At 65.8% G+C, this 24,884-nt stretch carries 30 protein-coding genes; 17 read left to right on the top strand and 13 right to left on the bottom strand.

Going from position 1 to position 24,884, the window contains the following annotated elements; genetic code table 11:
- Nucleotides 1–94: 94 nt before the first annotated feature.
- From PY310_RS13200 to paaZ, 7 genes are all read right to left on the bottom strand, one after another.
- Nucleotides 95–886, bottom strand: a complete 792-nt coding sequence (locus tag PY310_RS13200; protein WP_275214879.1) for an enoyl-CoA hydratase/isomerase family protein — start codon at nucleotides 884–886, stop codon at nucleotides 95–97.
- A gap of 65 nt (nucleotides 887–951) precedes the next feature.
- A complete protein-coding gene (gene paaE / locus PY310_RS13195; RefSeq protein WP_275214878.1) occupies nucleotides 952–2,193 on the bottom strand; it encodes a 1,2-phenylacetyl-CoA epoxidase subunit PaaE in 1,242 nt (413 codons plus the stop codon).
- Between the two features lie 9 nt (nucleotides 2,194–2,202).
- Nucleotides 2,203–2,706, bottom strand: a complete 504-nt coding sequence (gene paaD, locus PY310_RS13190; RefSeq protein ID WP_275214877.1) for a 1,2-phenylacetyl-CoA epoxidase subunit PaaD — start codon at nucleotides 2,704–2,706, stop codon at nucleotides 2,203–2,205.
- Between the two features lie 5 nt (nucleotides 2,707–2,711).
- Nucleotides 2,712–3,575, bottom strand: coding sequence for a 1,2-phenylacetyl-CoA epoxidase subunit PaaC (paaC, locus tag PY310_RS13185; protein WP_419095489.1), 864 nt, complete (start codon nucleotides 3,573–3,575; stop codon nucleotides 2,712–2,714).
- Nucleotides 3,576–3,649: 74 nt separating this feature from the next.
- Nucleotides 3,650–4,042, bottom strand: coding sequence for a 1,2-phenylacetyl-CoA epoxidase subunit PaaB (paaB, locus tag PY310_RS13180; protein ID WP_275214875.1), 393 nt, complete (start codon nucleotides 4,040–4,042; stop codon nucleotides 3,650–3,652).
- A complete protein-coding gene (gene paaA, locus PY310_RS13175) occupies nucleotides 4,039–5,064 on the bottom strand; it encodes a 1,2-phenylacetyl-CoA epoxidase subunit PaaA (RefSeq protein ID WP_275214874.1) in 1,026 nt (341 codons plus the stop codon). Before paaA ends, paaB begins: the two co-directional genes overlap by 4 nt.
- A gap of 108 nt (nucleotides 5,065–5,172) precedes the next feature.
- Entirely contained in the window at nucleotides 5,173–7,284 is a 2,112-nt protein-coding gene (gene paaZ, locus PY310_RS13170; protein WP_275214873.1) for a phenylacetic acid degradation bifunctional protein PaaZ, read from the bottom strand.
- A 141-nt stretch (nucleotides 7,285–7,425) separates the two neighbouring features.
- Here paaZ and PY310_RS13165 point away from each other — a divergent pair, with 141 nt between their 5' ends.
- The 7 genes from PY310_RS13165 (at nucleotide 7,426) to PY310_RS13135 (ending at nucleotide 13,482) form a co-directional block, all read left to right on the top strand.
- Nucleotides 7,426–7,893 carry a PaaI family thioesterase gene (locus tag PY310_RS13165; RefSeq protein ID WP_275214872.1) on the top strand — a complete coding sequence of 156 codons (468 nt, stop codon included), beginning with the start codon at nucleotides 7,426–7,428 and terminating at the stop codon, nucleotides 7,891–7,893.
- Between the two features lie 64 nt (nucleotides 7,894–7,957).
- A complete protein-coding gene (locus PY310_RS13160; protein ID WP_275214871.1) occupies nucleotides 7,958–8,440 on the top strand; it encodes a hotdog fold thioesterase in 483 nt (160 codons plus the stop codon).
- A gap of 6 nt (nucleotides 8,441–8,446) precedes the next feature.
- Nucleotides 8,447–9,811: a phenylacetate--CoA ligase PaaK gene (gene paaK, locus PY310_RS13155; protein WP_275214870.1), complete on the top strand. Its 1,365-nt coding sequence runs from the start codon at nucleotides 8,447–8,449 to the stop codon at nucleotides 9,809–9,811.
- 65 nt (nucleotides 9,812–9,876) lie between these two features.
- Nucleotides 9,877–10,521 carry a TetR/AcrR family transcriptional regulator gene (locus PY310_RS13150; RefSeq protein ID WP_275214869.1) on the top strand — a complete coding sequence of 215 codons (645 nt, stop codon included), beginning with the start codon at nucleotides 9,877–9,879 and terminating at the stop codon, nucleotides 10,519–10,521.
- 92 nt (nucleotides 10,522–10,613) lie between these two features.
- Complete coding sequence (locus PY310_RS13145) at nucleotides 10,614–11,825, top strand: thiolase family protein (RefSeq protein ID WP_275214868.1); 1,212 nt, start codon at nucleotides 10,614–10,616, stop codon at nucleotides 11,823–11,825.
- Entirely contained in the window at nucleotides 11,825–12,622 is a 798-nt protein-coding gene (locus tag PY310_RS13140; protein WP_275214867.1) for an enoyl-CoA hydratase/isomerase family protein, read from the top strand. The genes PY310_RS13145 and PY310_RS13140 overlap by 1 nt, the downstream gene beginning before the upstream one ends.
- Nucleotides 12,619–13,482 (top strand): 3-hydroxyacyl-CoA dehydrogenase family protein, encoded by an 864-nt coding sequence (locus PY310_RS13135; protein WP_275214866.1) that lies wholly within the window; start codon nucleotides 12,619–12,621, stop codon nucleotides 13,480–13,482. Before PY310_RS13140 ends, PY310_RS13135 begins: the two co-directional genes overlap by 4 nt.
- Nucleotides 13,483–13,519: 37 nt before the next feature.
- Here PY310_RS13135 and PY310_RS13130 read toward each other — a convergent pair whose 3' ends face one another.
- Both PY310_RS13130 and PY310_RS13125 read right to left on the bottom strand, forming a co-directional pair.
- Nucleotides 13,520–14,200, bottom strand: a complete 681-nt coding sequence (locus tag PY310_RS13130) for a hypothetical protein (RefSeq protein ID WP_275214865.1) — start codon at nucleotides 14,198–14,200, stop codon at nucleotides 13,520–13,522.
- Nucleotides 14,201–14,401: 201 nt separating this feature from the next.
- Nucleotides 14,402–14,581: a hypothetical protein gene (locus PY310_RS13125; RefSeq protein WP_275214864.1), complete on the bottom strand. Its 180-nt coding sequence runs from the start codon at nucleotides 14,579–14,581 to the stop codon at nucleotides 14,402–14,404.
- Nucleotides 14,582–14,776: 195 nt separating this feature from the next.
- Between PY310_RS13125 and PY310_RS13120 the strand changes: the two genes are divergently transcribed.
- A complete protein-coding gene (locus PY310_RS13120) occupies nucleotides 14,777–15,250 on the top strand; it encodes a sensor histidine kinase (RefSeq protein WP_275214863.1) in 474 nt (157 codons plus the stop codon).
- A 24-nt stretch (nucleotides 15,251–15,274) separates the two neighbouring features.
- On the opposite strand, the gene PY310_RS13115 is transcribed toward PY310_RS13120, so the two are convergent.
- On the bottom strand, nucleotides 15,275–15,886 hold the full coding sequence (locus PY310_RS13115) for an NADPH-dependent FMN reductase (RefSeq protein WP_275214862.1): 612 nt from the start codon (nucleotides 15,884–15,886) through the stop codon (nucleotides 15,275–15,277).
- Nucleotides 15,887–16,076: 190 nt separating this feature from the next.
- Between PY310_RS13115 and PY310_RS13110 the strand changes: the two genes are divergently transcribed.
- On the top strand, nucleotides 16,077–16,220 hold the full coding sequence (locus PY310_RS13110) for a hypothetical protein (protein ID WP_275214861.1): 144 nt from the start codon (nucleotides 16,077–16,079) through the stop codon (nucleotides 16,218–16,220).
- A 4-nt stretch (nucleotides 16,221–16,224) separates the two neighbouring features.
- Nucleotides 16,225–16,929 (top strand): SRPBCC family protein, encoded by a 705-nt coding sequence (locus PY310_RS13105; RefSeq protein WP_275214860.1) that lies wholly within the window; start codon nucleotides 16,225–16,227, stop codon nucleotides 16,927–16,929.
- Here PY310_RS13105 and PY310_RS13100 read toward each other — a convergent pair.
- Nucleotides 16,926–17,858 (bottom strand): SMP-30/gluconolactonase/LRE family protein, encoded by a 933-nt coding sequence (locus tag PY310_RS13100; RefSeq protein WP_275214859.1) that lies wholly within the window; start codon nucleotides 17,856–17,858, stop codon nucleotides 16,926–16,928. The two genes, PY310_RS13105 and PY310_RS13100, sit on opposite strands and share 4 nt — an antisense overlap.
- Before the next feature lie 240 nt (nucleotides 17,859–18,098).
- Between PY310_RS13100 and PY310_RS13095 the strand changes: the two genes are divergently transcribed.
- Complete coding sequence (locus PY310_RS13095) at nucleotides 18,099–18,443, top strand: hypothetical protein (protein WP_275214858.1); 345 nt, start codon at nucleotides 18,099–18,101, stop codon at nucleotides 18,441–18,443.
- Nucleotides 18,444–18,508: 65 nt separating this feature from the next.
- On the opposite strand, the gene PY310_RS13090 is transcribed toward PY310_RS13095, so the two are convergent.
- A complete protein-coding gene (locus tag PY310_RS13090; RefSeq protein ID WP_275214857.1) occupies nucleotides 18,509–18,907 on the bottom strand; it encodes a cupin domain-containing protein in 399 nt (132 codons plus the stop codon).
- A gap of 254 nt (nucleotides 18,908–19,161) precedes the next feature.
- On the opposite strand from PY310_RS13090, the gene bcp reads away from it, so the two are divergent.
- Together bcp and PY310_RS13080 are read left to right on the top strand one after the other, a co-directional pair.
- Nucleotides 19,162–19,641 carry a thioredoxin-dependent thiol peroxidase gene (gene bcp / locus PY310_RS13085; RefSeq protein WP_275214856.1) on the top strand — a complete coding sequence of 160 codons (480 nt, stop codon included), beginning with the start codon at nucleotides 19,162–19,164 and terminating at the stop codon, nucleotides 19,639–19,641.
- Nucleotides 19,642–19,736: 95 nt separating this feature from the next.
- A complete protein-coding gene (locus PY310_RS13080; RefSeq protein WP_275214855.1) occupies nucleotides 19,737–20,309 on the top strand; it encodes a GNAT family N-acetyltransferase in 573 nt (190 codons plus the stop codon).
- Nucleotides 20,310–20,511: 202 nt separating this feature from the next.
- Here PY310_RS13080 and PY310_RS13075 read toward each other — a convergent pair whose 3' ends face one another.
- Nucleotides 20,512–20,817: a hypothetical protein gene (locus tag PY310_RS13075; protein ID WP_275214854.1), complete on the bottom strand. Its 306-nt coding sequence runs from the start codon at nucleotides 20,815–20,817 to the stop codon at nucleotides 20,512–20,514.
- A 237-nt stretch (nucleotides 20,818–21,054) separates the two neighbouring features.
- Between PY310_RS13075 and PY310_RS13070 the strand changes: the two genes are divergently transcribed.
- Genes PY310_RS13070 through PY310_RS13055 form a run of 4 tightly spaced genes read left to right on the top strand, consistent with a single transcriptional unit; the run spans nucleotide 21,055 to nucleotide 24,874 of the window.
- Nucleotides 21,055–22,167, top strand: a complete 1,113-nt coding sequence (locus tag PY310_RS13070; protein ID WP_275214853.1) for a PP2C family protein-serine/threonine phosphatase — start codon at nucleotides 21,055–21,057, stop codon at nucleotides 22,165–22,167.
- Entirely contained in the window at nucleotides 22,164–24,134 is a 1,971-nt protein-coding gene (locus tag PY310_RS13065) for a glycosyltransferase family 2 protein (RefSeq protein WP_275214852.1), read from the top strand. Before PY310_RS13070 ends, PY310_RS13065 begins: the two co-directional genes overlap by 4 nt.
- A complete protein-coding gene (locus tag PY310_RS13060; protein ID WP_275214851.1) occupies nucleotides 24,124–24,456 on the top strand; it encodes an STAS domain-containing protein in 333 nt (110 codons plus the stop codon). The genes PY310_RS13065 and PY310_RS13060 overlap by 11 nt, the downstream gene beginning before the upstream one ends.
- Nucleotides 24,449–24,874 (top strand): ATP-binding protein, encoded by a 426-nt coding sequence (locus PY310_RS13055; RefSeq protein ID WP_275214850.1) that lies wholly within the window; start codon nucleotides 24,449–24,451, stop codon nucleotides 24,872–24,874. The genes PY310_RS13060 and PY310_RS13055 overlap by 8 nt, the downstream gene beginning before the upstream one ends.
- Nucleotides 24,875–24,884: the final 10 nt, after the last annotated feature.

Genomic DNA, 24,884 nt, shown 5'->3' with positions numbered 1-24,884 from the left:
CGTTCAGTTACTCTAGATAATACATGGATGTGGCCCGGAACACAGCTAAATCTTTTGAGGCGTGGGCCAACCCGCAAAACGGCGCCAGTTGGCGCTAGCCCGCCACCGTTCCGGTGAACACGGGAGTCCGCTTTTCCTGGAAGGCGCGGAAGCCTTCGGCGTAGTCCTCGCTCTTGCACAGCCGCGCCTGCTCGGTGTTCTCCTCCGCCATGGCATCCCAGAGGCCCAGCCGCTGGTCGCGGATGTGTGCCACCAGTTCCTTGCTGGCTGTGAACGCACCGGTGGCGCCTTCGGCCACCCGGGCCACGATCTCCCGCGTGCCCGTCAGTAGCTCGTCAGCGGGCATGGCCCGGCTGAACATTCCCTGGGCCACGGCCTCTGCCCCGGAAATCAGGTCAGCGGTGTAGATCAGATCCAGCGTCCGGTGCATGCCCAGCCGCTCGGTGAAGTACCAGTGCCCGCCTGAATCCAGCGTGGCTCCCAGCTTGGCGAACGGCGAGCCGAACTTGGCGTTCTCCGCCACGTACACCACATCGGTGGCCAGGAGCAGGCCTAGGCCCACGCCCAGGCAGGCGCCCTGCGCGGCAGCGAACGTGGGCGCCGGGAACGCGCTCATCTTCTTCAGCAGCGGCTGCACCAGCCCCGCCAGGTACGCCTCGGCGTCGTCGCTTTCCGGCGTAACGTTCTGGATGTCCCGGCCCGCACAGAAGGCGCGGCCCTCTCCCCTGAGCAACAACGCCCGCACCTCACCGCGCGCGGCGGCGGCAGCAGCGTCGTCGTACGCCTTGGACAGTTCGCCGAGCGCCTGCTCGTCCAGGGAGTTCAGCTTGTGCGGGGCGTCCAGGACCACTTCGGCGATGTTGTTGGCGATGGAAAGGGAGATCATGGGGCTCCTAGGGTTGGTTCGGAATTAAGGCACGCTGATGTGAAGAGTCCCGGCGATCAACAGGACTAGACGTCGAAGTCGACCATGACTTCCTTGGTGGTGGGGTGGCTCTGGCAGGTCAGCACGTAGCCCTTGTCCAGCTCGTCCTGTTCCAGCGCGTAATTCTCGTCCATGGTCACGCTGCCGGTGACCACCTTGGCGCGGCAGGTGCCGCAGACTCCCCCGGCGCACGCGAACGGCACGTCCGGACGGACCCGCAGTGCGGCGTTGAGGATGGATTCGCGGGCGTGCGTGGGGCTGGCCACCTCGCCCTGAAGACCGTCCAGCTTGAACATGATCTTGTACGTTTCCTTGGACTCGTCCACCAGCACGGGACGGCCGGCGTGGCCCTCCGGCCGGTCCGGCTTGCCCGAGGTGAAGAGTTCAAACCTGACATTGTCCGGGCTGACCCCGCGCTCGGCCAGGGTGTCCCGGCAGAGCTGCACCAGCTCGAACGGCCCGCACAGGAACCACTCGTCCACGTCGTCGGCGTGGATGGCGGTGCCCAGCAGCTGCTGGAGCTTTTCGGCGTCGATCCGGCCGCTGAGCAGCGGCGCGATCCGCTGTTCGCGGGACAGCACGTGGTGGATGGCCAGGCGCTGCGGGTACTTGTCCTTCAGGTCCGCGAGTTCCTCCAGGAACATCACGTCCATGGCGGCCTTGTTGGCGTAGATCAGGTCGAACCGGCTCTCCGGGTTGGCGGCCAGCAGGGTGCGGGCAATCGCGATCACCGGGGTGATGCCGGAACCCGCGGCGATGGCCACGAAGTTTGCCTCGCCGGTGGAAGCGATTTCGCCGGCCAGATCCTCCGGGTGGTTCATGGAGTTCATCCGGTTCTGCTCCACCGCTTTACCGTCGCGGCCGTGCTTGGACACAAACGCGCCCATCGGGCTCATGACGTCCAGGGTGTCCCCGGCCTTCAGCTCGGCGTTGGCCCAGGTGGAGAACAGCCCGCCAAGGTCCTTCTTGACGGCGACGCGGATTTCGCTGCTGCCGTCTTCGAAGCTGCGCGGCTCGGCGCAGATGGAGTAGCTGCGGCGGACCTCGTGCAGCTCGCCGGTCTCGTCCGGCAGCTTGGTGCGGAGGGCCACGTACTGCCCGGGCAGGTAGTCGAACTGGCCGGCGAGTTCGGCCGGAACATGGAAGGAGACTTCAATGGCGTCCTCGGTGAGCCGGCGCACCTCCTTGACGGCGAGCGTGTGGAAGGACGGACGACGGCGGCCGGTGGCCTGCGCCGATTCGGCGGCGGTCTGGCGGACAACAGGCATGGGGTTTCCTTACAGGACTTTGAAGTAGTCGAACGGTTCCTTGCAGTCCTGGCAGACGTACAGCGCCTTGCAGGATGTGGAACCGAAGCGGGTGAGTTCCTTGGTGTTCAGTGACGAGCACTGCGGGCATTTCACGGCCATGGTGAGGCGGATGGGGCCTGCGTGCCGGGCCGCGTCCGAGCGGCCGGTGGGCGGGGCGATCCCGTACTCCTGCAGCTTGGTTTTCCCGGCCTCGGTCATCCAGTCGGTGGTCCACGCCGGGGCGAGGACCAGGTCCACGTCCACGCTGGCGTAGCCTTCCATGGCGAACGCGGTTTTCAGGTCATCCCGGATGGCATCCATGGCGGGGCAGCCCGAGTAGGTTGGCGTGATGGTGACCCGCACGGCATCGTCCGCGACCTGCACATCCCTCAGGATGCCCAGGTCCGCGATGGTGAGGACCGGGATTTCGGGATCCACCACCGTGGCGGCGATGTCCCAGGCCTTCTGGCTCTGATCTGTCTGGGCAGCCATCACGGTCACCAGCTTGCTCCGGGATGCTCGCGGGCCAGCACCTGCATCTCCGCGAGGATGTAGCCAAGGTGCTCCGAATGCTTGCCGCGCCGGCCGCCGCCGGGTGCGGGGGGAACGTCCGGAGCGTCCAGGTCCGCTTCGGCCAGGACGTCGCCGGTCAGGCGGTCAAAGTCAGCGCGGATTGTGGAGGGGGCGACGCCGGCACCGGACTCCGCGAGGCGGGTCACCAGATCGTCGTCCTCGAACAGTTCGTTGACGTAGGGCCACACCACGTGCAGGCCGTGGATCATCCGTTTCCGCGACTCATCCGTGCCGCCGGCGAGGCGGAGGATCCACTGGGCGCTGTGGTCCCGGTGGTAATCCACTTCCTTCACGGCCTTGGCGGCGATGGCCGCCAGGGTGGCGTCGCTGGACCCGGTGAGCCGGCGGTACAGCTCGAACTGGTAGTAGCTGACCACGAACTGGCGGGCGATGGTGGCCGCGAAGTCGCCGTTGGGCTGCTCAAAGATGTGCGCGGAGCGGAACTCGTGCTCCCGGCGGAAGTAGGCCAGATCGTCCTCGGACTTGGGGTCCCCGTCCTCTCCAAGGGCGCCGCCGGCGTAGGTGAGGAAGCTGCGGGCGTGGCCCAGCTGGTCCAGGGCGATGTTGCCCAGGGCAATGTCCTCTTCCAGTTCGGGTGCGCGGGAGATCCAGTGGCCCAGGCGCTGGGCGAGGATCAGGGCGTCGTCACCCAGGCGCAGCGCATACTCGGCCACGTCCTCGGTGGGCTTGGCCACGCCGGCACGGACCTCGAGGGCAATGTCCTCCGGGCGGAGGGCGTTTCCGGGGGTGATGCGGGTGGCGGAGGCGTTACTCTCGCCACCTCCCATTGGCGCGGCCACGCCGGTGGAGATGTCACCGTGGCCGTGCGTCTCGGTTGCTTCGGTGTTGGTTCCGGGAGCGGTCACAGGTGCTTCACTCCTTCGCTCTTGGTGTAGTAGGTGGCGTGCCGGTAGTCCTTGCCCTGCGGGGATTCGAAGAATGAGCCCTTGGAATCCGGATCACTGGCGGCAATAGCGTCGGCCGGAACCACCCAGATGGACACGCCCTCGTTGCGGCGGGTGTACAGGTCACGGGCGTTGCGCAGGGCCATGGCGGCGTCCGGCGCGTGCAGGGAACCGGCATGGACGTGGCTCAGGCCGCGGCTGGACCGGACGAAGACCTCCCAGAGGCCCCAGCCCTGGCGGTGGGCCGCCCGGGTATCGGCGGGCTCTACGACGGGACTGACTTTTTCCGCACTGCGGTTGATTTCGGTGGCCGAGCTGGCCGGTACTTCCGGGTTGCCGTGGGGGCTCATGCTGCGTATTCCTTCGTCGTCATTGACTGCTTTGCCTGCTGTTTCTCCGCATAAGCGGCCGCTGCTTCACGGACCCAGGCGCCGTCGTCGTGCGCTTCCCTGCGGCGCTCGAGCCGCTGGGCGTTGCAGGGGCCGCGGCCGGCCAGGACCTCGTGGAACTCGTCCCAGTCGAGGGGCCCGTGCTCCCACTTCTTGGTTTCCTCGTTGAAGCGGATTTCCTCATCCGGCAGGGTGAGTCCCAGGACTTTGACCTGCTCCATCATCATGCCGACGAAGCGGTTGCGGAGTTCGTCGTTGCTGAAGCGTTTGATGTTCCAGGCCATGGACTGCTTGGAGTTGGGCGAATCGTCATCCGGCGGGCCGAACATCATCAGGGCCGGGGCGTACCAGCGGTTCACGGCGTCCTGGGCCATCTGCTTCTGCTCGGGCGTGCCGTTGGAGAGTTCCAGCAGGATTTCGAAGCCCTGGCGCTGGTGGAAGGATTCTTCCTTGCAGACGCGGACCATGGCCCGGCCGTAGGGGCCGAAAGAGGCGCGGCAGAGCGGCACCTGGTTGCAGATTGCCGCGCCGTCCACCATCCAGCCGATGGCGCCCATGTCTGCCCAGGTCCGTGCCGGGTAGTTGAAGATGGACGAGTAGCGCGCCTTGCCGGCGATCAGCGCGTCCATCATCTCGTCGCGGGACTGGCCCAGCGTCTCGGCGGCGGAGTAGAGGTACAGCCCGTGGCCTGCCTCGTCCTGGACCTTGGCCATCAGGATGGCCTTGCGCTTCAGGCTGGGGGCCCGGGAAATCCAGTTGGCCTCCGGCTGCATCCCGATGATCTCCGAGTGCGCGTGCTGGGAGATCTGGCGCAGGAGTGTCTTGCGGTACGCCGCAGGCATCCAGTCCTTCGGTTCAATCCGGGAATCATCGGCGATCACCCGGTCAAAATTCGCCTGGCCCTCGGCATCGCGCCGGGCAGCGGCTTCGAGTTCGTCCGGGGACAGCTCAGCGGTCACTGACTGCAGATTCTGCACTGCCATGGTTGCTCCTCTAGCAAAGGCCTCTGAAAGGCGCTCAATTATTTACCGACCGTTCGTTCAGTATATGGGCCGGTGTGGGATGGGGGCAAGTGAACCGGGCTTTTTTATTCAGCCCTTTTCCACGAGCGTGAGGACGTCGTAAGTCGCCACGATCTCGTCGTTCTGGTTGGTCAGCACCGCGTCCCAGGCCACCTCGCCGTACTCGTCCGTTTCGCGCGGGGTGATCTTCTTGGCCGTCAGGGTCACCCTGATGGAGTCGCCGGCCGCCACGGGCGTGATGAAGCGCAGGTTTTCCAGTCCGTAGTTGGCCAGGACCGGGCCCGGAGCCGGCTCCACGAACAGCCCGGCGCCCCAGGCCAGCAGCAGGTAGCCGTGGGCCACAATGCCCGGGAAGAACGGGTTGGCGGCGGCCGCTTCCTGGTTGGTGTGGGCGTAGAAGGTATCACCGGTGGAGTTGGCGAACTTGGTGATTTCCTCGAGGGTCACCTCGCGCAGGTCGGAGCGGATGGCGTCGCCGATGTGCAGCGTGGCCAGCGGCTTTCGGAACGGGTGCTGCCCTTCGGTTTCGAGGGTGAAGTTGCGGTCCGCCCCGGTGTGCCAGATCCCCGTGACGGCGGTGAGCATGTTGGGTGAGCCCTGGATCGCGGTGCGCTGCATGTGGTGCATGACGGAGCGGATGCCGCCCAGTTCCTCGCCGCCGCCGGCGCGGCCGGGGCCGCCGTGGACCAGGTGCGGAACCGGGGAGCCGTGGCCGGTGGAGCTCCGGGCGTCCTCGCGGTTGAGCATCAGGACGCGGCCGTGGTGGGCGGCAATGCCGGTGACCAGTTCCTGGGCCACGGCCGGATCGTTCGTGCAGACGGTGGCCACCAGGGAGCCGCCACCGCGGGCGGCGAGGCGGACGGCGTCGGCCAGGTCCTTGTACCCCACCACCGAGGCAACGGGGCCGAAGGCCTCCAGCGAGTGCAGCGCCTCAGCCTCGGCGTCATCCCAGCCCAGCAGCACCGGTGACATAAACGCGCCACCTTCCACCACGCCGGTGGATCCGTCCGCGGAGGTCACCGACGGCGAATCGAGGGTTCCGTACGTCAGCTCTCCGCCGGCGTCGAGCATGGACTGCACGGCGGCGCGGACGTCCGCGAGCTGCTCCAGGGATGCCAGGGCACCCATGGTGACGCCCTCGGCGCGGGGGTCACCGAGGACAACGCGCTCCTGGATGCGCTTGCCGACGGCGGCGGTCACCGCGGAAACCAGTTCCTGCGGAACGAGGGCGCGGCGGATGGAGGTGCACTTCTGGCCTGCCTTGGCGGTCATCTCGGTGACCACGGACTTGACGAAAGCGTCGAACTCCGGCGTGCCCTCAACGGCATCCGGGCCCAGGATCGCGGCGTTCAGGGAATCGGTCTCCGAAGTGAACCGGACGCCGCCCTCCACCACGTTGCGGTGTGACTTGAGGGTCAGCGCGGTGGACGCGGACCCGGTGAAGGCCACCAGGTCGCGGTAGTCCAGGACGTCCAGCAGGCCCCGGACCGAGCCTGAAATGAGCTGCAGCGAACCGGCGGGCAGGATGTTGGATTCGATAATGGCCTTGACCACGGCGGCGGCGACGTAACCGGTGGGGGTGGCGGGCTTGACGATGGTGGGCACCCCGGCGATGAAGGCGGGGGCGAACTTTTCCAGCATGCCCCAGACCGGGAAGTTAAAGGCGTTGATCTGCACGGCGACGCCCGGGATGCGGGTGTAGATGTGCTCGCCGGCGAAGGAGCCGTCCTTGGACAGCACTTCCATGGGGCCGTCCACCACTACCTGGGAGTTGGGCAGCTCGCGCCGGCCCTTGGAGCCGAATGTAAACAGCACCCCGATGCCGCCGTCGATGTCGATCATCGAATCGATCTTGGTTGCGCCGGACTGCGCCGAGAACGTGTAGAAGTGTTCGCGCCGGGCGTTCAGGTACTGGGCGAGCTCCTTGAGCTTGAGCGCGCGCTGGTGGAACGTCAGCTTGCCCAGCTCGGCCTGGCCGGTGGTGCGGCCGTACTCCACGACGGCGGCGAGGTCCAGTCCGTCGGCGCTCACCTTGGCCAGGATCTCGCCGGTGCTCGCATCCCGCACGGGGACAGCGGAGGCTGCCGATCCGGCGTCGGGCGTCCACCAGGAATCCTGCACAAAACTGGGAACGGTCTCTACGGTATCTACGGTGGCTTCTGCAGCTGCGGTGGTGGTCATCGTCGACGGGTCCTTCCAACACGGGGACAAAACGGCAGGGCCAGGTGATTTACTGACCGTCCGTTCGGTAATATGACTACAGTACATGAATGATCGGTGCTGCACACTGAAAAGATCCATGCCCCACAACGAGGACGGCCCATGAACTCCCCCGCCAAGAACGGCTCCGATTCCGCCCCGGAACCCGCCGAACACGCACTCTGGAAAATCACGCTGGGCGAGCTCGACGAAAAGATGGGCGTGAAGATCCTGGAGGAATCGGTGGAGCGCGTCGTGGCCACCATGCCGGTGGAGGGAAACCGGCAGTCGTTCGGATTGCTCCACGGCGGGGCATCCCTGGCCGTGGGCGAGGCTGTGGGATCGTGGGCCGCCGTCATCCACGCCAGCACGCTGGGCAAAACGGCGGTGGGCGTGGACGTTTCCGCCACCCACCACCGCTCGGCGCGCGGGGGCCTGGTCACCATCACGGCCACACCGATTCACCTCGGCGGGACACTGACCACCCATGAGGTGCTGATCACCAACGAGGCCGGTCAGCGGCTCTGCACCCTCCGAATCACCAACATGCTCATGCGGCGCAAGCACCAGCCGGCAACGCCCAACCCTTGACACCGGGCACCCTTGTGGGATTACCTAATGAACATTCGGTAAATAAAGCTGGAGGCAATGACGCATGACTGAAGCAGCCCTCTCCGGGGCCACCCATCCGATCCTGGAAAACGACTATGCCTCCGAATGGATGGGCATCGAAGTCCTCGCCGTCAGCGAAGGCCATGCCACCATCCGCATGCCTCTTCGCCAGGAAATGCTCAACGGCTTCGGCATGGCCCACGGCGGAATGATCTTCGCCTTCGCCGACACCGCGTTCGCCATGGCCTGCAACCCGCTCAACCCCGGGCCCGGGGACGAGGGCAGCATCACGGTGGCTTCCGGAGTTGACATCAACTTCCTCAAACCCGCCTACCAGGGCCAGGTCATCACCGCCGTAGCGGACCGTCGCTCCAGCGCGGGCCGCAGCGGGCTGTATGACATCCAAATATTCGCCGCTGATCCCGGACAATCCGGATCCTCGTCCGATTCCCCGCTTGGCGCCGGCCAGCCGGGTGAACTCATTGCCGAGTTCCGCGGCCGCAGCCGCACCATCCCCAAGAAGTAGGAAACCATGAGCCTCCACCTCCCCGAAACGCCCACCTCTCAGCCCGCTGTGGCAGGCACCGACGCTGTCCTGGACCGCGAGGAAACCATGTCCCGCGACGAGATCGAAGCACTCCAGCTGAGCCGCCTGCAGCACACCGTTTCCTACGCCTACGACCGCGTCCCGCTGTACAAGCGCAAGTTCGACGAGGCCGGCGTCCACCCCAACGACCTGCGTGAACTCAGCGACCTGGGCAACTTCCCCTTCACCACCAAGGATGACCTGCGCGAGGAATACCCGTTCGGCATGTTTGCCGTGCCGCAGGCCGAAGTAGCCCGTGTGCACGCCAGCTCCGGCACCACGGGCCGGCCCACCGTGGTGGGCTACACCAAGCAGGACCTCGCCGACTGGGCCAAACTGGTGGCGCGTTCACTGCGTGCCTCCGGCGTCCGCCCGGGCATGAAGGTGCACAACGCCTACGGATACGGCCTGTTCACCGGCGGGCTGGGTGCCCACGCCGGCGCCGAGGCCCTGGGCTGCACGGTCATCCCCATCTCCGGGGGCCAGACCGAACGCCAGATCCAGCTCATTCAGGACTTCAAGCCGGATGCCATCCTGGCCACGCCCACCTATCTCCTGACCATCGCGGACGCCATGACCCAGATGGGGATCGATCCCGCCTCCACCTCCCTGAAGTTCGCGGTGCTCGGTGCCGAACCCTGGACCGAGGAGATGCGGCACGAACTCGAAGTCACCATGAACATCAAGGCGTGCGACATCTACGGACTCTCCGAAGTGATGGGCCCTGGCGTTGCCGGCGAAGCCGTGGAAACCCAGGACGGCTGCCACATCTGGGAGGACCACTTCCGCCCCGAGATCATCGACCCCTTCAACCCCTCGGTGGGCAAGGAAAACGTGCTGCGCGACGGCGAACACGGCGAGCTGGTCTTCACCTCGCTCACCAAGGAGGCCCTGCCGGTCATCCGCTACCGCACCAAGGACCTCACCCGGCTGCTCCCCGGCACCGCCCGCCCCGGGCACCGCCGGATGGGCCGCATCACCGGCCGCAGTGACGACATGATCATCCTGCGCGGCGTCAACGTCTTCCCGTCACAGATCGAGGAAATCGCGCTCCGCATTCCCGAGCTCAGCCCGCATTTCCAGCTGGAGCTCACCCGCCCGGAGGGCCAGCGGATGGATCAGATGACCGTCAAGATCGAGCGCCGGGAATCCGTCTCCCTCGAGCAGAGCACGACGGCGGCCCGCACCCTGCAGGAGCAGATCAAGATCCACGTGGGTTCTTCGTGCAAAGTGAACGTGGTGGATCCGGGTTCCCTGGAGCGGTCCAACGGCAAGCTGCGCCGCATCTACGACATGCGCCCGCAGCAGTAGGCCCGCCGGGCGGTGCAGGCTCCGGCCGCACCGCCCGACCGATCGTTCATGAGAAACTAGGCCCCATGCCCAGCATCACCGATACAGCCAGCACTGCCGGCGCCAAACGCGGCCGCCCCGGTTATGACCAGCAGTCCGTGCTGCTCATCGCCGTGGACGTCTTCAACCGGCACGGCTACGATGCCACGTCCATGGGCATCCTGGCCGAGAACCTGGGCATCTCCAAGTCGGCCATCTACCACCACGTGCCGTCCAAGGGCGACCTCCTCAAGCTGGCCCTGGATCACGCGCTTGGCGGCCTTGAAGCCATCCTGGAACAGCCCCAGGCCACCTCCGGCGCCGCTGATGCCCGGCTGGAATTTGTGCTCCGGCAGACCGTGGCCGTGCTGGTGGAGCGGCTTCCCTTCGTAACGCTGCTGCTGCGCCTTCGCGGCAACACCGAGATTGAGCGCGATGCGCTGGAACGCCGCCGCGCCTTTGACCACGCGGTGGCGGAGCTCATTTCCGCGGCCCGGGATGAAGGCTCGCTGCGCCAGGACATCGACCCGCGCACCGTGACCCGGCTGCTGTTCGGCACCATCAACTCGATCGTGGAATGGTACAAACCGGGCGGCCCCCTCTCCCCCGAAAAACTGGCCGATGACGTCATCACCATTGCGTTCGACGGGCTGCACGGGCCCCGCCAGCAGCCGGCCCATTCCCGAGGTTGACCTCCACGGCGCCCCGTGCCATCTTTATAGAACGAACGGTCGGTAAATAATTCCCGGCCGGCCCGCTTCCCTGCTGAAAAGGATCTGTTCTTATGGTTGAAGCTTTTCTCGTCGGCGGCGTCCGGACACCCGTTGGCCGTTACGGCGGGGCGCTCTCGGCGGTCCGCCCTGATGACCTCGCCGCTCTGGTGCTCCGCGAAGCCGTCACCCGCGCAGGACTTGATCCGGACAGCATCGAGGAAGTCATCCTCGGCAACGCCAACGGCGCCGGCGAGGAAAACCGCAACGTGGCCCGGATGGCAACTCTCCTGGCTGGATTCCCCCTCCACATCCCCGGCATCACCGTGAACCGGCTCTGCGCCTCCGGGCTGAGCGCCATCATCATGGCCAGCCACATGATCAAGTCCGGCGCCGCTGACATTGTGATCGCCGGCGGTGTGGAATCCATGAGCCGGGCCCCGTGGGTCCAGGAAAAACCCGCCACCGCGTTCGCCAAGCCGGGCGCTATTTTTGATACGTCCATCGGCTGGCGGTTCGCCAACCCGCTCTTCACCAAGGGTGAGCTGTCCCGTGACGGCAAGATGACGTACTCCATGCCGGAAACCGCCGAGGAAGTGGCCCGGGTGGACGGCATCTCCCGCGACGACGCGGACGCCTTCGCGGTCCGGTCCCACGAACGGTCCCTCGCCGCCATCGCCGCAGGACGGTTCACGGACGAGATCGTCCCCGTAACGGTCAAAACCCGCAAATCCGAAACCGTGGTGGACACCGACGAAGGCCCCCGCGCCGGCACCACAATGGATGTCCTGGCCGGCCTGCGCCCGGTGGTCCCGGGCGGTTCGGTGGTCACCGCCGGCAACTCCTCCACGCTAAACGACGGCGCCTCCGCCATCATCGTGGCCTCCGAAGCCGCGATCGAACGCCTGGGCCTGACACCGCGTGCCCGCATCATCGACGGCGCCTCGGCCGGCTGTGAGCCCGAAATCATGGGCATCGGGCCCGTGCCCGCCACGCAGAAGGTGCTCAAGCGAAGCGGCCTCAGCGTCGGGGACCTCGGCGCCGTCGAGCTCAACGAAGCCTTCGCCACCCAGTCGCTCGCCAGCATGCGGCGGCTCGGCCTGGATCCGGAAATCGTGAATAACGACGGCGGCGCCATCAGCCTGGGGCATCCGCTCGGTTCCAGCGGATCACGGATCGCCATCACCCTGCTGGGGCGGATGGAGCGTGAGGACGCCAAAATCGGCCTCGCCACCATGTGCATCGGCGTGGGCCAGGGCACGGCCATGCTGCTGGAGCGCGTCTAGTGGCCGGCCCGGACCTCGCCCAGGAACAGTTCAGCACCCTTCTGGTGGAGGAACGCGAGGACCGTGTGGTGGTCCTCCTCAACCGGCCGGACGTCCGGAACGCCATCGACCAGCAGATGGTGGATGAGCTGCACCTGGTCTGCGCCGCGCTGGAGCAGAACCCCAAAGTCCTGATCATCGCCGGCGTGGACGGGGTCTTCGCGTCCGGGGCGGACATCGCCCAGCTGCGCGAACGCCGCCGCGACGACGCCCTGCAGGGCATCAACTCCACGATTTTCGTGCGGATCGCCAAGCTGCCCATGCCGGTCATTGCCGCGCTGGACGGCTACTGCCTGGGCGGTGGCGCCGAACTCGCCTACGCAGCGGACTTCCGGATCGGAACACCCCGCGTCCGGATCGGGAACCCCGAAACCGGGCTGGGCATCCTCGCCGCCGCCGGCGCCAGCTGGCGGCTGAAGGAACTGGTGGGCGAGCCGCTGGCCAAGCAGATCCTGCTGGCCGGCCTGGTGCTCCGGGCCGAGGACGCGCTGGCCGCCCACCTCATCACGGAAATCCATGAGGCTTCGGAGCTGATGGACGCCGCCCACAGCCTCGCAGACAGGGTTGGCCGCCAGGACCCGCTGGCGGTGCGCATCACCAAATCCGTGTTCCACGCCCCGGCCGAGGCGCATCCGCTGATCGACCAGCTGGCACAGGGAATCCTCTTTGAGTCCCAGGCCAAGTTTGACCGCATGCAGCAGTTCCTGGACAAAAAAACAGCCAAGAAAGCAAACGACGAAAAGGCAAAGCAGCCATGACGAAGCCGAACCCCAACCTTCCCTCCACCGTCGGTGTCCTCGGCGGGGGCCGCATGGGAGCCGGCATCGCGCACGCCTTCCTCATCAACGGAGCCAACGTCCTGGTGGTGGAGCGTGACGAAGAGTCCGCCGAGGCCGCCCGGGAACGCGTGGAATCCGCCGCCGCCAAGAGCATCGAACGCGGCGCAACCGACGTCAACCTCGACGAAATGGTGTCCCGGCTCGCCGTCACCGTGGATTACGACGACTTCGCGGACCGCCAGCTGGTTGTGGAGGCCGTCCCCGAGGACTGGGACCTGAAAGTCACCGCCCTGCGCGGCATCGAAGCGCGCCTGGGCGAGGACGCCTTCCTGGCCTCCAACACCTCGTCGCTGTCCGTGAACGGCCTGGCCCGCGAGCTGAAGCGGCCGCAGAATTTCCTCGGCCTGCACTTCTTCAACCCGGTGCCCGCCTCCACACTCATTGAAGTGGTGCTCGGCGAGCAGACCTCCCCGGACGCAGCCGCTGCGGCAAAGGGGTGGGTCGAGGCACTCGGCAAGACCGCCGTCGTCGTCAATGACGCGCCCGGCTTTGCCTCTTCACGGCTTGGCGTGGCCATCGCGCTGGAAGCGATGCGCATGGTGGAGGAGGGCGTGGCCTCCGCGGAGGACATCGACAACGCCATGGTGCTGGGCTACAAACACCCCACCGGCCCGCTGCGGACCACGGATATCGTGGGCCTGGACGTGCGGCTGGGCATCGCCGAATACCTGCAGTCCACGCTCGGTGACCGGTTCGCCCCGCCGCAGATCCTCAGGGACAAGGTGGCCCGCGGCGAGCTGGGCCGCAAGACCGGCAAGGGCTTCTTCGACTGGTCCTGACGCTACCCGGCCGGCCGGCTGGCTTTACCCTGCAGCTCTACCCCGCAGGCCTCAGTGACGTGATCATCCGCTTGATGTCCCGGTACTCATCCGTTTGGGCGTATTTCTTCGCCTGCTCCAGGTAGGGCAAGGACTCGGCACCGGGCGTCACGTTGTTTTCCGGGCTGAAGAACGCTCCGAACATCGCTGCGGTGGGCGGCCAGGTGAAGAACTGGAAGATGGCGCAGGCCGAGTCACCGGCGGGCGGCTGACTGGTCTGGATGCCGTAAGCCGCTGCCGGGGTGTCTGCCGGGCCTGGCGTCGTACTGTTCCCGCGGGTCTCGAAAATGTACCGGGGCGCTGTGCCGTTTTGCGTCAGTGCCGGCAGCTCCTGTGACTCCAGCACCTCATAGGGGAAGCGTTCCGTACAGGTGGAGCCGGTGGCCATGTTCGTCCGCAAGGTGGCCAGCGGCTTGCCTGCCTGGTTGGTTACCTCCGCGAAGGCGCCCCCGCCTTCGGGCAGTTCCCCGGCGGGGTCCCTGACGCTCCACGCGGCGGGCAGGTCGAGGATCAGCTGGCCGTCCGCCGTGGTGAAGCTCGTCCAGGCGGCCGACGCCGGCGCGCCCGGGGTTGAGCCGGATGTTGCGGTCGGGGACCCGGCCGCAGTGGGCGTCCCAGCCGTTGTTGGGGCCGCTGTTGTGGAGGTGGCGGTGGAGCTGGGACTGGCAGGCGTCGTCATCGGTCCAGCCTGCGGACCGCAGCCCGCGAGCACCAAGGTGAGAAGTAACGCTGTAGAAACTGCCGCGGACGGACTGCCCATCACACCCCTCCTAGGGCCCGACTCTTGGTCCTAACATTGTCCGGGGGCCGGGCACGCAAAGACCGCCCTTCCGTTCCTTTGGCGCTGAAACGTTGCGCGGATAACGAAAGGGAGCCGTCCCTACTCGGCCTCGGTGTCCTCCTCGGGCTCGAAGGTGTTGGCGTCGTGCGTGAAGCCCAGGCCAACACCGTCCGCCCCGGTGGGGACCCCGCCGTCGTCCTTTTTGTTCACGGCACTTGTGCCGGCTTCCTCGTCCTGCGGCTCATCGGCGGGCAGGGATTCGGGTGAGTTAATGCTCATGATTCCTCCTGGATGTGGGGAAATCACGGTACCAAGCAGGACCGCCGGACAGAACACCCAGCAGGAAAGTCCCCTCCGCAACAGCCGCCGAAAAATTTGATGAAATCTTGAGCAAACCCTTCGCAACCCATGCATTTCGCGGTTCACTCTGGAGTTATCAACAAGGATGATCTGTGCGGAAAGCAGGACGGTTCAATGGTGAACGAATCAGCTCTCGACGAGGTAGTAACGGTCGAAGGAGTGATCACTGATCACCACCCGATCGATTTCTACACCTTGGGGCTGGCCGGTTGTATTGACCGGCTCACGGGCCCACTCCGCCAGCAGGGCACAGCAGTCCGCTGGGATACTCCCCATTGGGGGATTGAGATCCCGGCGGACTGTGCGTCCCTCCTGTACCAGTCGGCCCGGGAAGCGCTCAGCAACGCGTATAAATATTCAGCGGCCTCGGAACTCACGGTCCAACTGGCTGCAGTAGGCCATGGCGTGCGGTTGATGGTGTCCGACGACGGCACCGGCTTTGACAGCCAACTCGCACTCAGCGGACGGCACCACGGGTACGGGCTGCGACTGATGTCCGTGGCTGTTCACGAGGCCGGCGGCACCGTCCAGGTCACGTCGACGCCGGGGCAAGGCACCACTGTCACGGTAACCCTGCCCCTGGACTGAACCTGCGGACGTCGGAAGGCGGTCCTAGCGTGAAAGCTTGTCAGGGTCCGGTTCCGGATCGCCGATGTGGCCCGGCGCACTGGCGTCCAACACCCGCTGGACGAAGGCGCTGTATTCCTCCATGTAGTGCCGCAGGAACTTGGCCGTTGATTCATCATGGACTTCGCCGTCTTCCCCGAAGACCTCGGGCTTGAACTGGATGTAGACCTCCGGGGCGTTGAGCTGGGGAGCGTCCAGGAAGCTCAGGACGCTCCGCATGGAGGACTGCATCACCGCCGTGCCGATGCTGCCCGGCGAGGCGCCAATGATTCCGGTCGGTTTGCGGGCGAACGAGTTGGTGCCCCAGGGCCGCGACGCCCAGTCAATGGCGTTCTTGAGGGCACCGGGAATGGAACGGTTGTATTCCGGGGACACAAAGAGGATTCCATCGGAAGCCTCGATGGAATCCTTGAGGGCTTGTCCTTCCGGCGGGTAATCGGCGTCATAGTCGTAGCTGTAGAGCGGCAGGTCCTTGATGGGGATCTCGGTAAATTCCAGCTCCTCCGGAGCGAGTTTGATGAGCGCCCGGGAAAGCGTTCGGTTGATGGACCCTGTTGCCAGGCTCCCCACAAAATAACCGATCCTAAACGATGCCATGCGATTGTTCCTTCCCAACAGCCGGTAGCCCGGCTGGCCAATAAGTTTGGTTGGTGAAGCGGCACAGTGCCCCACCAGTCCAGCACAAAACCGCAGGCACAGCCATAGCTTTTGGGGTTATTGACACCCCGCAGCGGGAGGGGCTGAATGATGAGTACGCCATCAACAAAGCACCCAGGGAGCATCTGTCATGAAGGACAAGCCAGCAGAGCAGCGGATCCACAGCGAGGCCCCGGCCGAAGGCGACGAAGCCGTGGGTGATGAGGCAGGAGAGGCCGATATCCGGGTGCACTCGCAGGAACCGGCGGAAGGCCTCGATCCCGACGAGGAGTAGCACCATGAGCAGCAAAGTGCAGAAGAAGATCGTGGTGGACGTGCCGGTGTCAACGGCGTACGCCCAATGGACGCAGTTCGAAGACTTTCCGCACTTTATGGACGGTGTGGAGAGTGTGACCCAGCTGGGCGACAATCGGCTCAAATGGGTGGCCCGGATTGCCGGTGTCCGGCGGGAATGGGAGGCAACCATCCTTGAGCGCGTGCCGGAACGGCGGCTGGCGTGGGCTTCCACCGGAGGTGCCACGAACGCTGGCGCCGTTGAATTTTCCGACGCCGGCGGCAACAGGACCGAGGTTTCCCTCACCCTGGAATACCTGCCGGAAGGGATGCTGGAACGGGTTGGCGAACTGCTTCATGTGGTGGGCCGCCAGGCAGAACACGACCTCCGGAAATTCAAGAAGTTCATCGAACACGAGGGCCATGCTTCCGGCGAGTGGCGGAAGGCTCCGCCCGCCGCAACGCAGGGCATTGCTGCAACAAAGGACATGGCTGCAACACAGGGCACCGCCGAAAGCCTCGCGGGCGAGGCGCCGCGTGAGTACAACCGGTTCGCGCACCCGTTCGACCAGACCGGCGGCCTGGTGGACCTCGAGGGTGAATCCGACGGATCGGCGGAGGGCGAGGCCCACAGCAGGGCCGACCGGAGGGGCATCAGGCGCGCGGACGGCACCTTTCCGCCCCTCGGCGGCACCTTGGGCGACCGCTAGCCCCAGGCCGGCACCAGCACCACTTCGTACTGCGTGGCCGTGGTGTCGTTGAACTTGGCGTTCACCGCGGCCAAGGTGTCCCCGTCCCGTGTGTCGCCAAAGAAGGCCACGGTGGTGGGCACTTTAAACTCTGCACTGGTGATCACCTTCCTGGGTTCAGCCGAGGCCAGGTCATCGGCGAGGCGGAAACGGCTGATCTGGTTTGAGAAGTTCTGCACGGCCCATAGCTGGCTGCCGCGGACCAGGATGCCGTCCACGTTGGGCACGTCCACACCGGCAATGACTGCGCTGTTGCCGGTCTCCGGGTCCACGGTGAAGAGCCTGCCCAGCCCTGAGTGGGCCACGATCAGCGTCCGGCCGTCATCCGCGGCTGCGATGCCGTTGAGGCTGAAGGTTCCGGCTATCTTCGCGGCCGGACCATGCAGCGCCAGCTTCTGGACGTCGCCCAGCCTGCCGTGCCGGCCGACCGGAATGAAGTAGAGCTCTGCCGCCACAGAATTGGTGAACCAGGCTCCCTCGTCGGTGAGGGTCACATCGTTGATGAAGCCCGGGGCGAGCGTGTAGTCCCTAACGGGCTCCCCTGAGGCTGTGTCATAAACGTAGGCCTTGCCGGTGGCACCGCCTGCCACGAACAGCAGGTCGTTCCGGAGATCGGCCTTCATGCCGACGGCGGCCCGTGGTGCCGCATCAAACTTGGACACGTCAATGAAGAGTTTCGCCTTGCCGCTGTTGATGTCACCGCGGTAAATGTCGCCGAGCTGGAGGTCGCCCGCGTAGAAAGTCGTGCCGTCGCCGGCAGCGATTCCTTCGGCGGATTTAGCACCCTCAAGGACAATGACTGCGTCTTTTGGCGACGTGGCTGTCGCCGGGCTGACGGGTGCCAGCAACCCCATAAGCGCCAGGAACACCATGGCGGTACGGCGTTGCACTCTTCCTAAATTCTGGGTTGTGCGGGCCATTTTGCTTCCTAGATTGGGCTGATCCGCACAGGCCAACATGCGGCAGGCCCGCACGGTTGTCCTGCCAGTTTAAGCAACCTGCAGCGCCTCCCGCCAGAGCCCGAGGCCCCCACCCTGCCGGTCACACTGGGCCCATCCGAGCACTCCGAAGGGGCACCGGAGCGCGCACTCTGCTTACAATCGAAACCTCAACCGCCTACTGAGGGACCCATGAAGAAATTCGCCACCGCCCTGATCGCCGCCGGCCTCGTGCTTTCCGCTTCGGCCTGCACAGCGCCCACCAAACTCTCCACCAAAGAAACCTGCGAGCGCGTCCAGGTTGTGATCTCTAACCCGTCGAACGGCGGCGGCCAGACCAAGACCGGCCTGGTGCGCCTCGCCAACCAGCTCCGTCCCATCGAGGCTGTGGCCTCGGACGATCTCAAGCCCGCCTTGGGATCCCTGCTGGAGTATGCGGATGAGGCGTCCAAGGAGAGCCCGGACCAGGACAAGATGGCGCAGATGCAGGCAGACAGCCAGGCAGCAAACACGGCGCTGTCCAGCTTCTGCAGCTAGGTCCCGTCTGAGCGCGCGACGGCGGCCGCCCGGCCGCCGTCGTCCGCTCACCGATCTCCGCGGGCTCAGATCAGAGCGTGCAGGCCCCGGCTCCTCGGCCGGCCGAATGACGCCGCCCCCAGGAACTCAATGGCGACGAACGGTTCGGAGCCAACCACCCACTCGTCGTGCCCCGGAGGCAACGCGTAGGTGTCATGGGCCCGGATAGTGGACCTCACGCCGTCGGACGTCTGAATCTCCAGCGAACCGGAGACGCAGTAGCCCAGGTGGTTGTGTTGGCAGAAGTCCGTCAGCTCGGTGGGCTTGGCGGACTCGGACCAACGCCAGCCGGGCGCCAGGATCAACCGCGCCACAGCGTAGTCGTCCACGGTGACGAGATCGAACTCGGCCTTGTCCGGGCAGCGCTTTTTGTCCGGGATGTCCAGGGACTTGACGGCCAGGGCTCTGATGAAATTTGCGGTCATTAGGACACAGCCTAGGAAATGATTCGCGGGGTAATGAGGGCGGTAACCACGCGGTCAGGCGCGGCAAAGTGCGGGCAACGAAGTACGGCAGAGACCATTTCTGAGTATCTTTAACCGTATCCCTGCCGCCGCCGAAGTCAATGGAAAAGCATGACCTGCGGAATACTCCACATGACGCCGGAGTTGTTCCCAGAGCGGAAAGCCCGCTTCACTGGTTTTGCCTTTTAGCCGCCAGAGTCTCCCAAAGGAACGCCATGAGCCACCAACTGACCATCAAGCTTCAGCCAGGTACGCAGGCCCCGGAGTTCACCCTCCGGGATGCCGCCGGCAAGGCAGTCTCACTGTCCGACTACCGGGGCAAGAACGTCATCATGTACTTCTACCCGGCGGCGGCAACCCCGGGCTGCACCACCGAGGCCTGCGATTTCCGCGACAGCCTCGCTTCCCTGCAGGGTTCCGGCTACGAAGTGCTGGGCATCTCCCCGGACGCCCCGGAGAAGCTGGCCGCCTTCACCGGCGACTTCGGCCTGACCTTTCCGCTCCTCTCCGATGAAGACCACAGCGTGGCCCTCGCCTACGGCGCCTGGGGTGAAAAGCTGGTGAACGGCGAGATCGTCGAGGGCCTCGTCCGGTCCACCGTGGTGGTTGACCCCCAGGGCAACGTGGAGCTGGCCCAGTACCAGGTCAAGGCAGACGGGCACGTCGCAGCCCTGCGGGAGACACTCGGGGTCTAAGCCGACGGAATCAGGCAGACGCGGGTCAGGCAGCGCGGGTCAGGCAGGCGCGGGTCAGGCCCGCGCGGGTCAGCCCGTACGGATCGGAGGCAACCATGGCAGTCGAGGTTCGCCCTGCCACGCACTTTGAGGATGTCCGGACAGTCATAGGGCCCAAGCGTCCCGATGCCACCGTGTGCTGGTGCCTCAGTTACCGGATTCCGTCCGCAGAGAACGTGGCGCTGCGCGGAACCGACCGTGGAGACCGCATGCAGGAATTGGTGCGTCAGGATCCCCCGCCGGGAGTTGTGGCGTACGACGACGGCGAACCGGTCGGGTGGGCCGCCGTCCATCCGCGCGCCGACACCAGCTTTGCCCGCAACCGCAGGATCCCGCACGTGGATGATCTGGCGGTGTGGTCCGTCTGGTGCATCCGGGTCCGTCCCGGTCACCGCGGCAAGGGCATCTCGCACCATCTGCTCAAGGGTGCCGTGGACATGGCCCGCAGCTACGGGGCGCCGGCCATCGAGGGCTACCCCGTGGACAACCAGGGCAGCAAGGTGGACCTGACCATGGCCTACGTGGGCACCCGCAAGCTGTTTGAAGCCGCGGGGTTCGTCAAAGCGGCGGACACCCAGTCAGTGCTCAACGGTTTCCCGAGGGTGCTGATGCGGCTGGACCTGCGCTAAGGCAGGTCAGGGCTTTTTTCGCCAGTTGTTGGGCCAGTCGGAGTCAATCACCCACAAGGCCAACAGGAGTGCGTCCATGGTCATGAGCCCAGCTAAGAGGTAAGCCCATCCTGTATACCAATGCACGGCATCTCCTGACTTGGTAACCCCCAGCCACTCGATGGTGGTTAGTCTGGCACGGATTGGGTCAGGAGGGAACGGGCTACTTCAGGAGCGCCGCCAGCCGGCCGTGGATTTCGGTTTCCCGGTTCAGGCGGAGCGTCAGTTTTTCCACTTTCTCCGAAAGTTCGGCACCCACCGCCAGCCGGTCCCCCGGCCAGCTCGAGGCCTGCCATGATTCACCCAGGGCCTTGGCCAAAGACCGGGACAGGGACCGAAGGCGCCAGGAATGGCTCAGGTAATGAACAGCGCGCCGGGGACGGCGGCCCTGCTTCAACAGCCGCCACGAGCCCGTCAGCCTGGGGAGCAGACCGTTGGTGGATCCTGTTTCTTCCGTAGTTTCTTCCATAACCGTTGCACCGTCCTCTGGCCAGCCGCGCATTCCTCGAAGCACCCTGTTGGAGCTCCCATATCGAGTGTGGCCAGCGACGCTCAAGGCCCCATCAAGGGGGTGCAAATATTTCCACAAGACCCGTCACCCGCATGTGCCCTGAGGTAACCTAAAGCGGCCTCTCAACGGCTACTCAACCGGTGTGGTCAGCTTTGTGACATGCCCCAACAGCCTTAATACGGTAGAAGTAGAGTCATGCCTTCCATCCCCGAAGCCCGCCGTGCCGTTGTGATCGAGGACGACCCCGATATCCGCGGCCTTCTGGTCCGGGTCCTTGTCAAGCAGGGCTTCGAGGTCAGCCAGGCCCAGGCGGGGCTGCCCGGCGTCGAGGAAGTCCGCCGCGCCAAGCCGGATCTGGTCACCCTGGACCTGAACCTCCCGGATATGGACGGGCTGGAGGTCTGCAAGCTCCTGCGCGAGTTCTCCGATGCCTTTATTGTGATGCTGACCGCCCGCACGGACGAACTGGACAAGCTCACGGGCCTGGACAACGGTGCCGATGACTACATCAGCAAACCGTTCAGCCCGCGGGAGCTCCAGTCCAGGATCAACGCCCTGTTCCGCCGTCACCAGCCGCGGGCGGCCGACCCGGCCCAACACAGCGAGCTTGAACGCGCCACCGAGGTCCAGCAGAGCCTTCTGCCCAAAGAAGACGTCCGGGTGGACGGCTACGACCTCGCCGGAGCCTTCCGCCCCTCCCGCAGCGTGGGCGGGGACTTCTACGACTGGTACCGGACCCCGGACGGCCTGCACCTGACGTTCGCGGACGCCATGGGCAAAGGGATGGGGGCCGCTCTGATTGCGGCCACGGTCAGGGCTGTCATGCGGTCCACCGGGCACCGGCGCGACCTGGACGCGGCCTTCGCCTCCGCCGCCGGCACCATCGCGGCGGACCTTGACTCCTCCAACTCATTCGCCACCCTCTTCCACGCCCGGCTGGACGCCGCGTCCGGCGTCGTCAATTACATCGACGCCGGCCACGGCCTTGCCCTGCACGTCAGGGCAAACGGTGAGCTGCACCGGCTTCAGAGCGGCGGCCCGCCGGTGGGCGCCTGGGCCGGCTCGGCCTGGCCGCAGTCCGCAATCGGCCTGGCCCCCGGGGATTCCCTCGTGGTGGTCAGTGACGGCGTGCTGGATGTTTTCGACTCGGTGGAGTCCTTCACGGAGGCCGTGGGCTCGGCAACCCGGGGCCAAGCCTCCGCACAGGCCGCCAGCGATGCCATCCTGGCCCTGGCTCCCGCCGAATCAGCCGAGGACGACGTCACCGTGGTCGTGGTCCGCCGGCTGCTGGAAGGAGGGGCCGCATGACCCGCTTCTGGACCCGCCTGGTGGTTGTCCTCACCGTCATCTTCGGCCTGAACTACGTCGCCTGGCGCTGGGCCGCGTCGCTCAACTGGGACGCGTGGTGGATCGCCGTGCCCCTGGTGGTGGCCGAGACGTACAGCCTGATCGACGTGATGCTCTTCGGCATGACCGTATGGAAACTCAAGGTCCGCAAGGAAGCCCCGGCGCCGCCGCAGGATGCCACGGTGGACGTCTTCATCACCACCTACAACGAAGACCTGGACATGGTGATGACCACCGCCCTGGCCGCCCAGAAGATCCGGCACCCCCACAGCACCTGGATCCTCGACGACGGCGCCCGGCCCGAACTGAAAGCCCTCGCCGAAGAGCACGGGCTCGGGTACGTGACCCGCAGCGTGGACTGGACCGCCAATGTGCCGCGCCACGCCAAGGCCGGCAACCTGAACAACGCCCTGATGGTCACCCACGGCGAATTCCTGCTCATCCTGGACGCGGACCAGATCCCGGAGCCGGACATCCTGGAAAAGACCCTGGGCTACTTCAACAACCGCCGGGTCGCCCTCGTCCAGACCCCGCAGTACTTCAGCAACGTCCCCGCGGACGATCCCCTCGGCAGCCAGGCTCCCCTGTTCTACGGGCCCATCCAGCAGGGCAAGGACGGCTGGAACGCCGCATTCTTCTGCGGCTCCAATGCCATCCTGCGGCGTGAAGCCCTCATGCAGCTGGGCCTGGTGGGTTACGTCAAGGAAACCGAGAAGAGCATCCGCCGGGCCCTTACGGCCTCCCGTTCGGCCATCCGGCAGGCAAGGAAATCCGCCGACGTCGGTACTCCCCTGGTCTCCGAAGTGCTGGATGAGGTGGAGGCTGCCACCCTGGAGGCCCAGGAGCAGCTGGCCGCCGGCGAACCGTTGGGTGAAATCACCTACCGGGTCCGCCGCCGGGTTGACGCCGCCGTGCAGACCCTGGTCATGGCGGACATGTCCGCCCTGCAGGCGGACCTCGAGGAGATCGCCGCGATGGAACTGGCCCACGTGGGCGAGGCCGGCGTCCCGGTGGTGGCAGAGGACGCCGTGCAGCGCATGTCCGCCCGCGACTGGTCTCCGCTGGGCGCACTGGAATCAGTCCAGGCCGTCCTGGATGCACTGAACGTGGAACGGAACGACGAAGCCCAGCCGGTGATGCCGCTGGCCACCATCTCGGTCACCGAGGACATGGCCACCGCCATGCGCATGCACGCCATGGGATGGGAGAGCGTCTACCACCACGAGATCCTCGCGTACGGCCTCGCGCCCGAGGACATCGCCACCATGCTCACGCAGCGGCTCCGCTGGGCGCAGGGCACCATCCAGGTGCTGCTCCGCGAGAACCCTCTGGTCCAGAAGGGCCTGAAGATCGGCCAGCGGCTGATGTACTTCGCCACCATGTGGACCTACCTGAGCGGGTACGCGGCGGTCATCTACTTCGCCGCCCCCATCATCTACCTGCTGCTGGGCATCCTGCCCGTCACCAGCCTCAGCTGGGAATTCTTCCTGCGGTTCATCCCGTTCATGGTGGCCAACCAGCTGCTGTTCGCGGTGGCCGGCCGCGGGATTCCCACCTGGCGCGGCCAGCAGTACAGCCTGGCGCTGTTCCCCACCTGGATCAAGGCGTGCACGACGGCGGCCCGCAACGTCTGGTTCGGCCGTCCCCTGGGGTTCGCGGTCACACCGAAATCCCGCCAGACCGGCGGTCCCAGCTGGAGCCTGATCCGGCCCCAGATCATCGTGGCCGCGCTGCTGGCCGTGGCCGCCGTCGTCGGACTTATCCGCCTGGCCACGGGACTGGCCGAGCCCCTTGGCACCCTGGTGAACGTGGCCTGGGTTATTTTTGACCTGGTGGTCATGAGCATCCTGGTTCGGGCTGTTTTGTACAAAGGCTACGAACCCGCCGGGGACGTTGATGCTTTAGAGAGGAAAACCGATGGAGTTTAGCTACGAGGTCAAGGATTCATACGCCGAGGTCAAGGCGGACGGCAGGCTGAACATGGTCTCCGCGCCCAAGCTGCGCGAGTTCGTAACCGATGTGATCGCCGGCGGATCGTCGCGGATCGTGGTGAACCTGGAGAACACGGCGTTCATGGATTCCTCCGGGCTGGGCGCGCTGATCGGCTGCCTCAAGGCCGCGCGCCAGGCAGGTGGAGACCTCCGCATTGCGGCCGTCCAGCCGCAGGTGAAGATGGTGCTGGAGCTGACCAGCATGGATCGTGTCCTGAACGCTTACGCCACCGCCGAGGATGCGTTCAGCAATGACTGATGTGCTGGCAGAGCGCAGCTTCCGCGGGCTCGCAGAGGCGGAGGCCGTCGAGGCCGTCCACGATGAACTGGACGCCCTGTGGAACGACGCACCCTTCGTGGAGGCCATGGACCAGATGACGTTCACCACCGCCGTCATCGAATCGGCCTCCAACATCGTCCAGCATGCCCTGCCGGCCAGGGTTCAGCAGCCTGTGGAACTGGGAGTGGACATCAGCGTCCGGCCCACGCTCCTGCGGGCCAGGGTCAGCGCGTTCCACGCCAAGCCCCCGTTCGGTCCGCTGGAGCCCGGGACCCCGGATCAAGAGTCCGAGTCAGGCCGCGGGTTGGCGCTCATCGAGGCGCTGGTCACCACCGTGACCTTCGAACGACAGGACGGCACCAACACCTGGATCCTGTCCAAGTCGCAGCAGGTTTAGGTTCCCTGCA

Origin of the sequence: Pseudarthrobacter naphthalenicus, from assembly GCF_029076445.1 — a bacterium.
GTDB lineage: Bacteria > Actinomycetota > Actinomycetes > Actinomycetales > Micrococcaceae > Arthrobacter > Arthrobacter naphthalenicus.
Note: the sequence above shows the minus strand (reverse complement) of the source record. Positions and strands in the feature narration are given on the sequence as shown.

Coding starts and splice junctions, on each gene's coding strand:
- PY310_RS13200 (WP_275214879.1), bottom strand. CDS start 886: ATGATCTCCCTTTCCATCGCCAACAACATCGCCGAAGTGGTCCTGGAC.
- paaE (WP_275214878.1), bottom strand. CDS start 2,193: ATGCCTGTTGTCCGCCAGACCGCCGCCGAATCGGCGCAGGCCACCGGC.
- paaD (WP_275214877.1), bottom strand. CDS start 2,706: ATGGCTGCCCAGACAGATCAGAGCCAGAAGGCCTGGGACATCGCCGCC.
- paaC (WP_419095489.1), bottom strand. CDS start 3,575: ATGGGAGGTGGCGAGAGTAACGCCTCCGCCACCCGCATCACCCCCGGA.
- paaB (WP_275214875.1), bottom strand. CDS start 4,042: ATGAGCCCCCACGGCAACCCGGAAGTACCGGCCAGCTCGGCCACCGAA.
- paaA (WP_275214874.1), bottom strand. CDS start 5,064: ATGGCAGTGCAGAATCTGCAGTCAGTGACCGCTGAGCTGTCCCCGGAC.
- paaZ (WP_275214873.1), bottom strand. CDS start 7,284: ATGACCACCACCGCAGCTGCAGAAGCCACCGTAGATACCGTAGAGACC.
- PY310_RS13165 (WP_275214872.1), top strand. CDS start 7,426: ATGAACTCCCCCGCCAAGAACGGCTCCGATTCCGCCCCGGAACCCGCC.
- PY310_RS13160 (WP_275214871.1), top strand. CDS start 7,958: ATGACTGAAGCAGCCCTCTCCGGGGCCACCCATCCGATCCTGGAAAAC.
- paaK (WP_275214870.1), top strand. CDS start 8,447: ATGAGCCTCCACCTCCCCGAAACGCCCACCTCTCAGCCCGCTGTGGCA.
- PY310_RS13150 (WP_275214869.1), top strand. CDS start 9,877: ATGCCCAGCATCACCGATACAGCCAGCACTGCCGGCGCCAAACGCGGC.
- PY310_RS13145 (WP_275214868.1), top strand. CDS start 10,614: ATGGTTGAAGCTTTTCTCGTCGGCGGCGTCCGGACACCCGTTGGCCGT.
- PY310_RS13135 (WP_275214866.1), top strand. CDS start 12,619: ATGACGAAGCCGAACCCCAACCTTCCCTCCACCGTCGGTGTCCTCGGC.
- PY310_RS13130 (WP_275214865.1), bottom strand. CDS start 14,200: ATGACGACGCCTGCCAGTCCCAGCTCCACCGCCACCTCCACAACAGCG.
- PY310_RS13125 (WP_275214864.1), bottom strand. CDS start 14,581: ATGAGCATTAACTCACCCGAATCCCTGCCCGCCGATGAGCCGCAGGAC.
- PY310_RS13120 (WP_275214863.1), top strand. CDS start 14,777: ATGGTGAACGAATCAGCTCTCGACGAGGTAGTAACGGTCGAAGGAGTG.
- PY310_RS13115 (WP_275214862.1), bottom strand. CDS start 15,886: ATGGCATCGTTTAGGATCGGTTATTTTGTGGGGAGCCTGGCAACAGGG.
- PY310_RS13110 (WP_275214861.1), top strand. CDS start 16,077: ATGAAGGACAAGCCAGCAGAGCAGCGGATCCACAGCGAGGCCCCGGCC.
- PY310_RS13105 (WP_275214860.1), top strand. CDS start 16,225: ATGAGCAGCAAAGTGCAGAAGAAGATCGTGGTGGACGTGCCGGTGTCA.
- PY310_RS13095 (WP_275214858.1), top strand. CDS start 18,099: ATGAAGAAATTCGCCACCGCCCTGATCGCCGCCGGCCTCGTGCTTTCC.
- PY310_RS13090 (WP_275214857.1), bottom strand. CDS start 18,907: ATGACCGCAAATTTCATCAGAGCCCTGGCCGTCAAGTCCCTGGACATC.
- bcp (WP_275214856.1), top strand. CDS start 19,162: ATGAGCCACCAACTGACCATCAAGCTTCAGCCAGGTACGCAGGCCCCG.
- PY310_RS13080 (WP_275214855.1), top strand. CDS start 19,737: ATGGCAGTCGAGGTTCGCCCTGCCACGCACTTTGAGGATGTCCGGACA.
- PY310_RS13075 (WP_275214854.1), bottom strand. CDS start 20,817: ATGGAAGAAACTACGGAAGAAACAGGATCCACCAACGGTCTGCTCCCC.
- PY310_RS13070 (WP_275214853.1), top strand. CDS start 21,055: ATGCCTTCCATCCCCGAAGCCCGCCGTGCCGTTGTGATCGAGGACGAC.
- PY310_RS13065 (WP_275214852.1), top strand. CDS start 22,164: ATGACCCGCTTCTGGACCCGCCTGGTGGTTGTCCTCACCGTCATCTTC.
- PY310_RS13060 (WP_275214851.1), top strand. CDS start 24,124: ATGGAGTTTAGCTACGAGGTCAAGGATTCATACGCCGAGGTCAAGGCG.
- PY310_RS13055 (WP_275214850.1), top strand. CDS start 24,449: ATGACTGATGTGCTGGCAGAGCGCAGCTTCCGCGGGCTCGCAGAGGCG.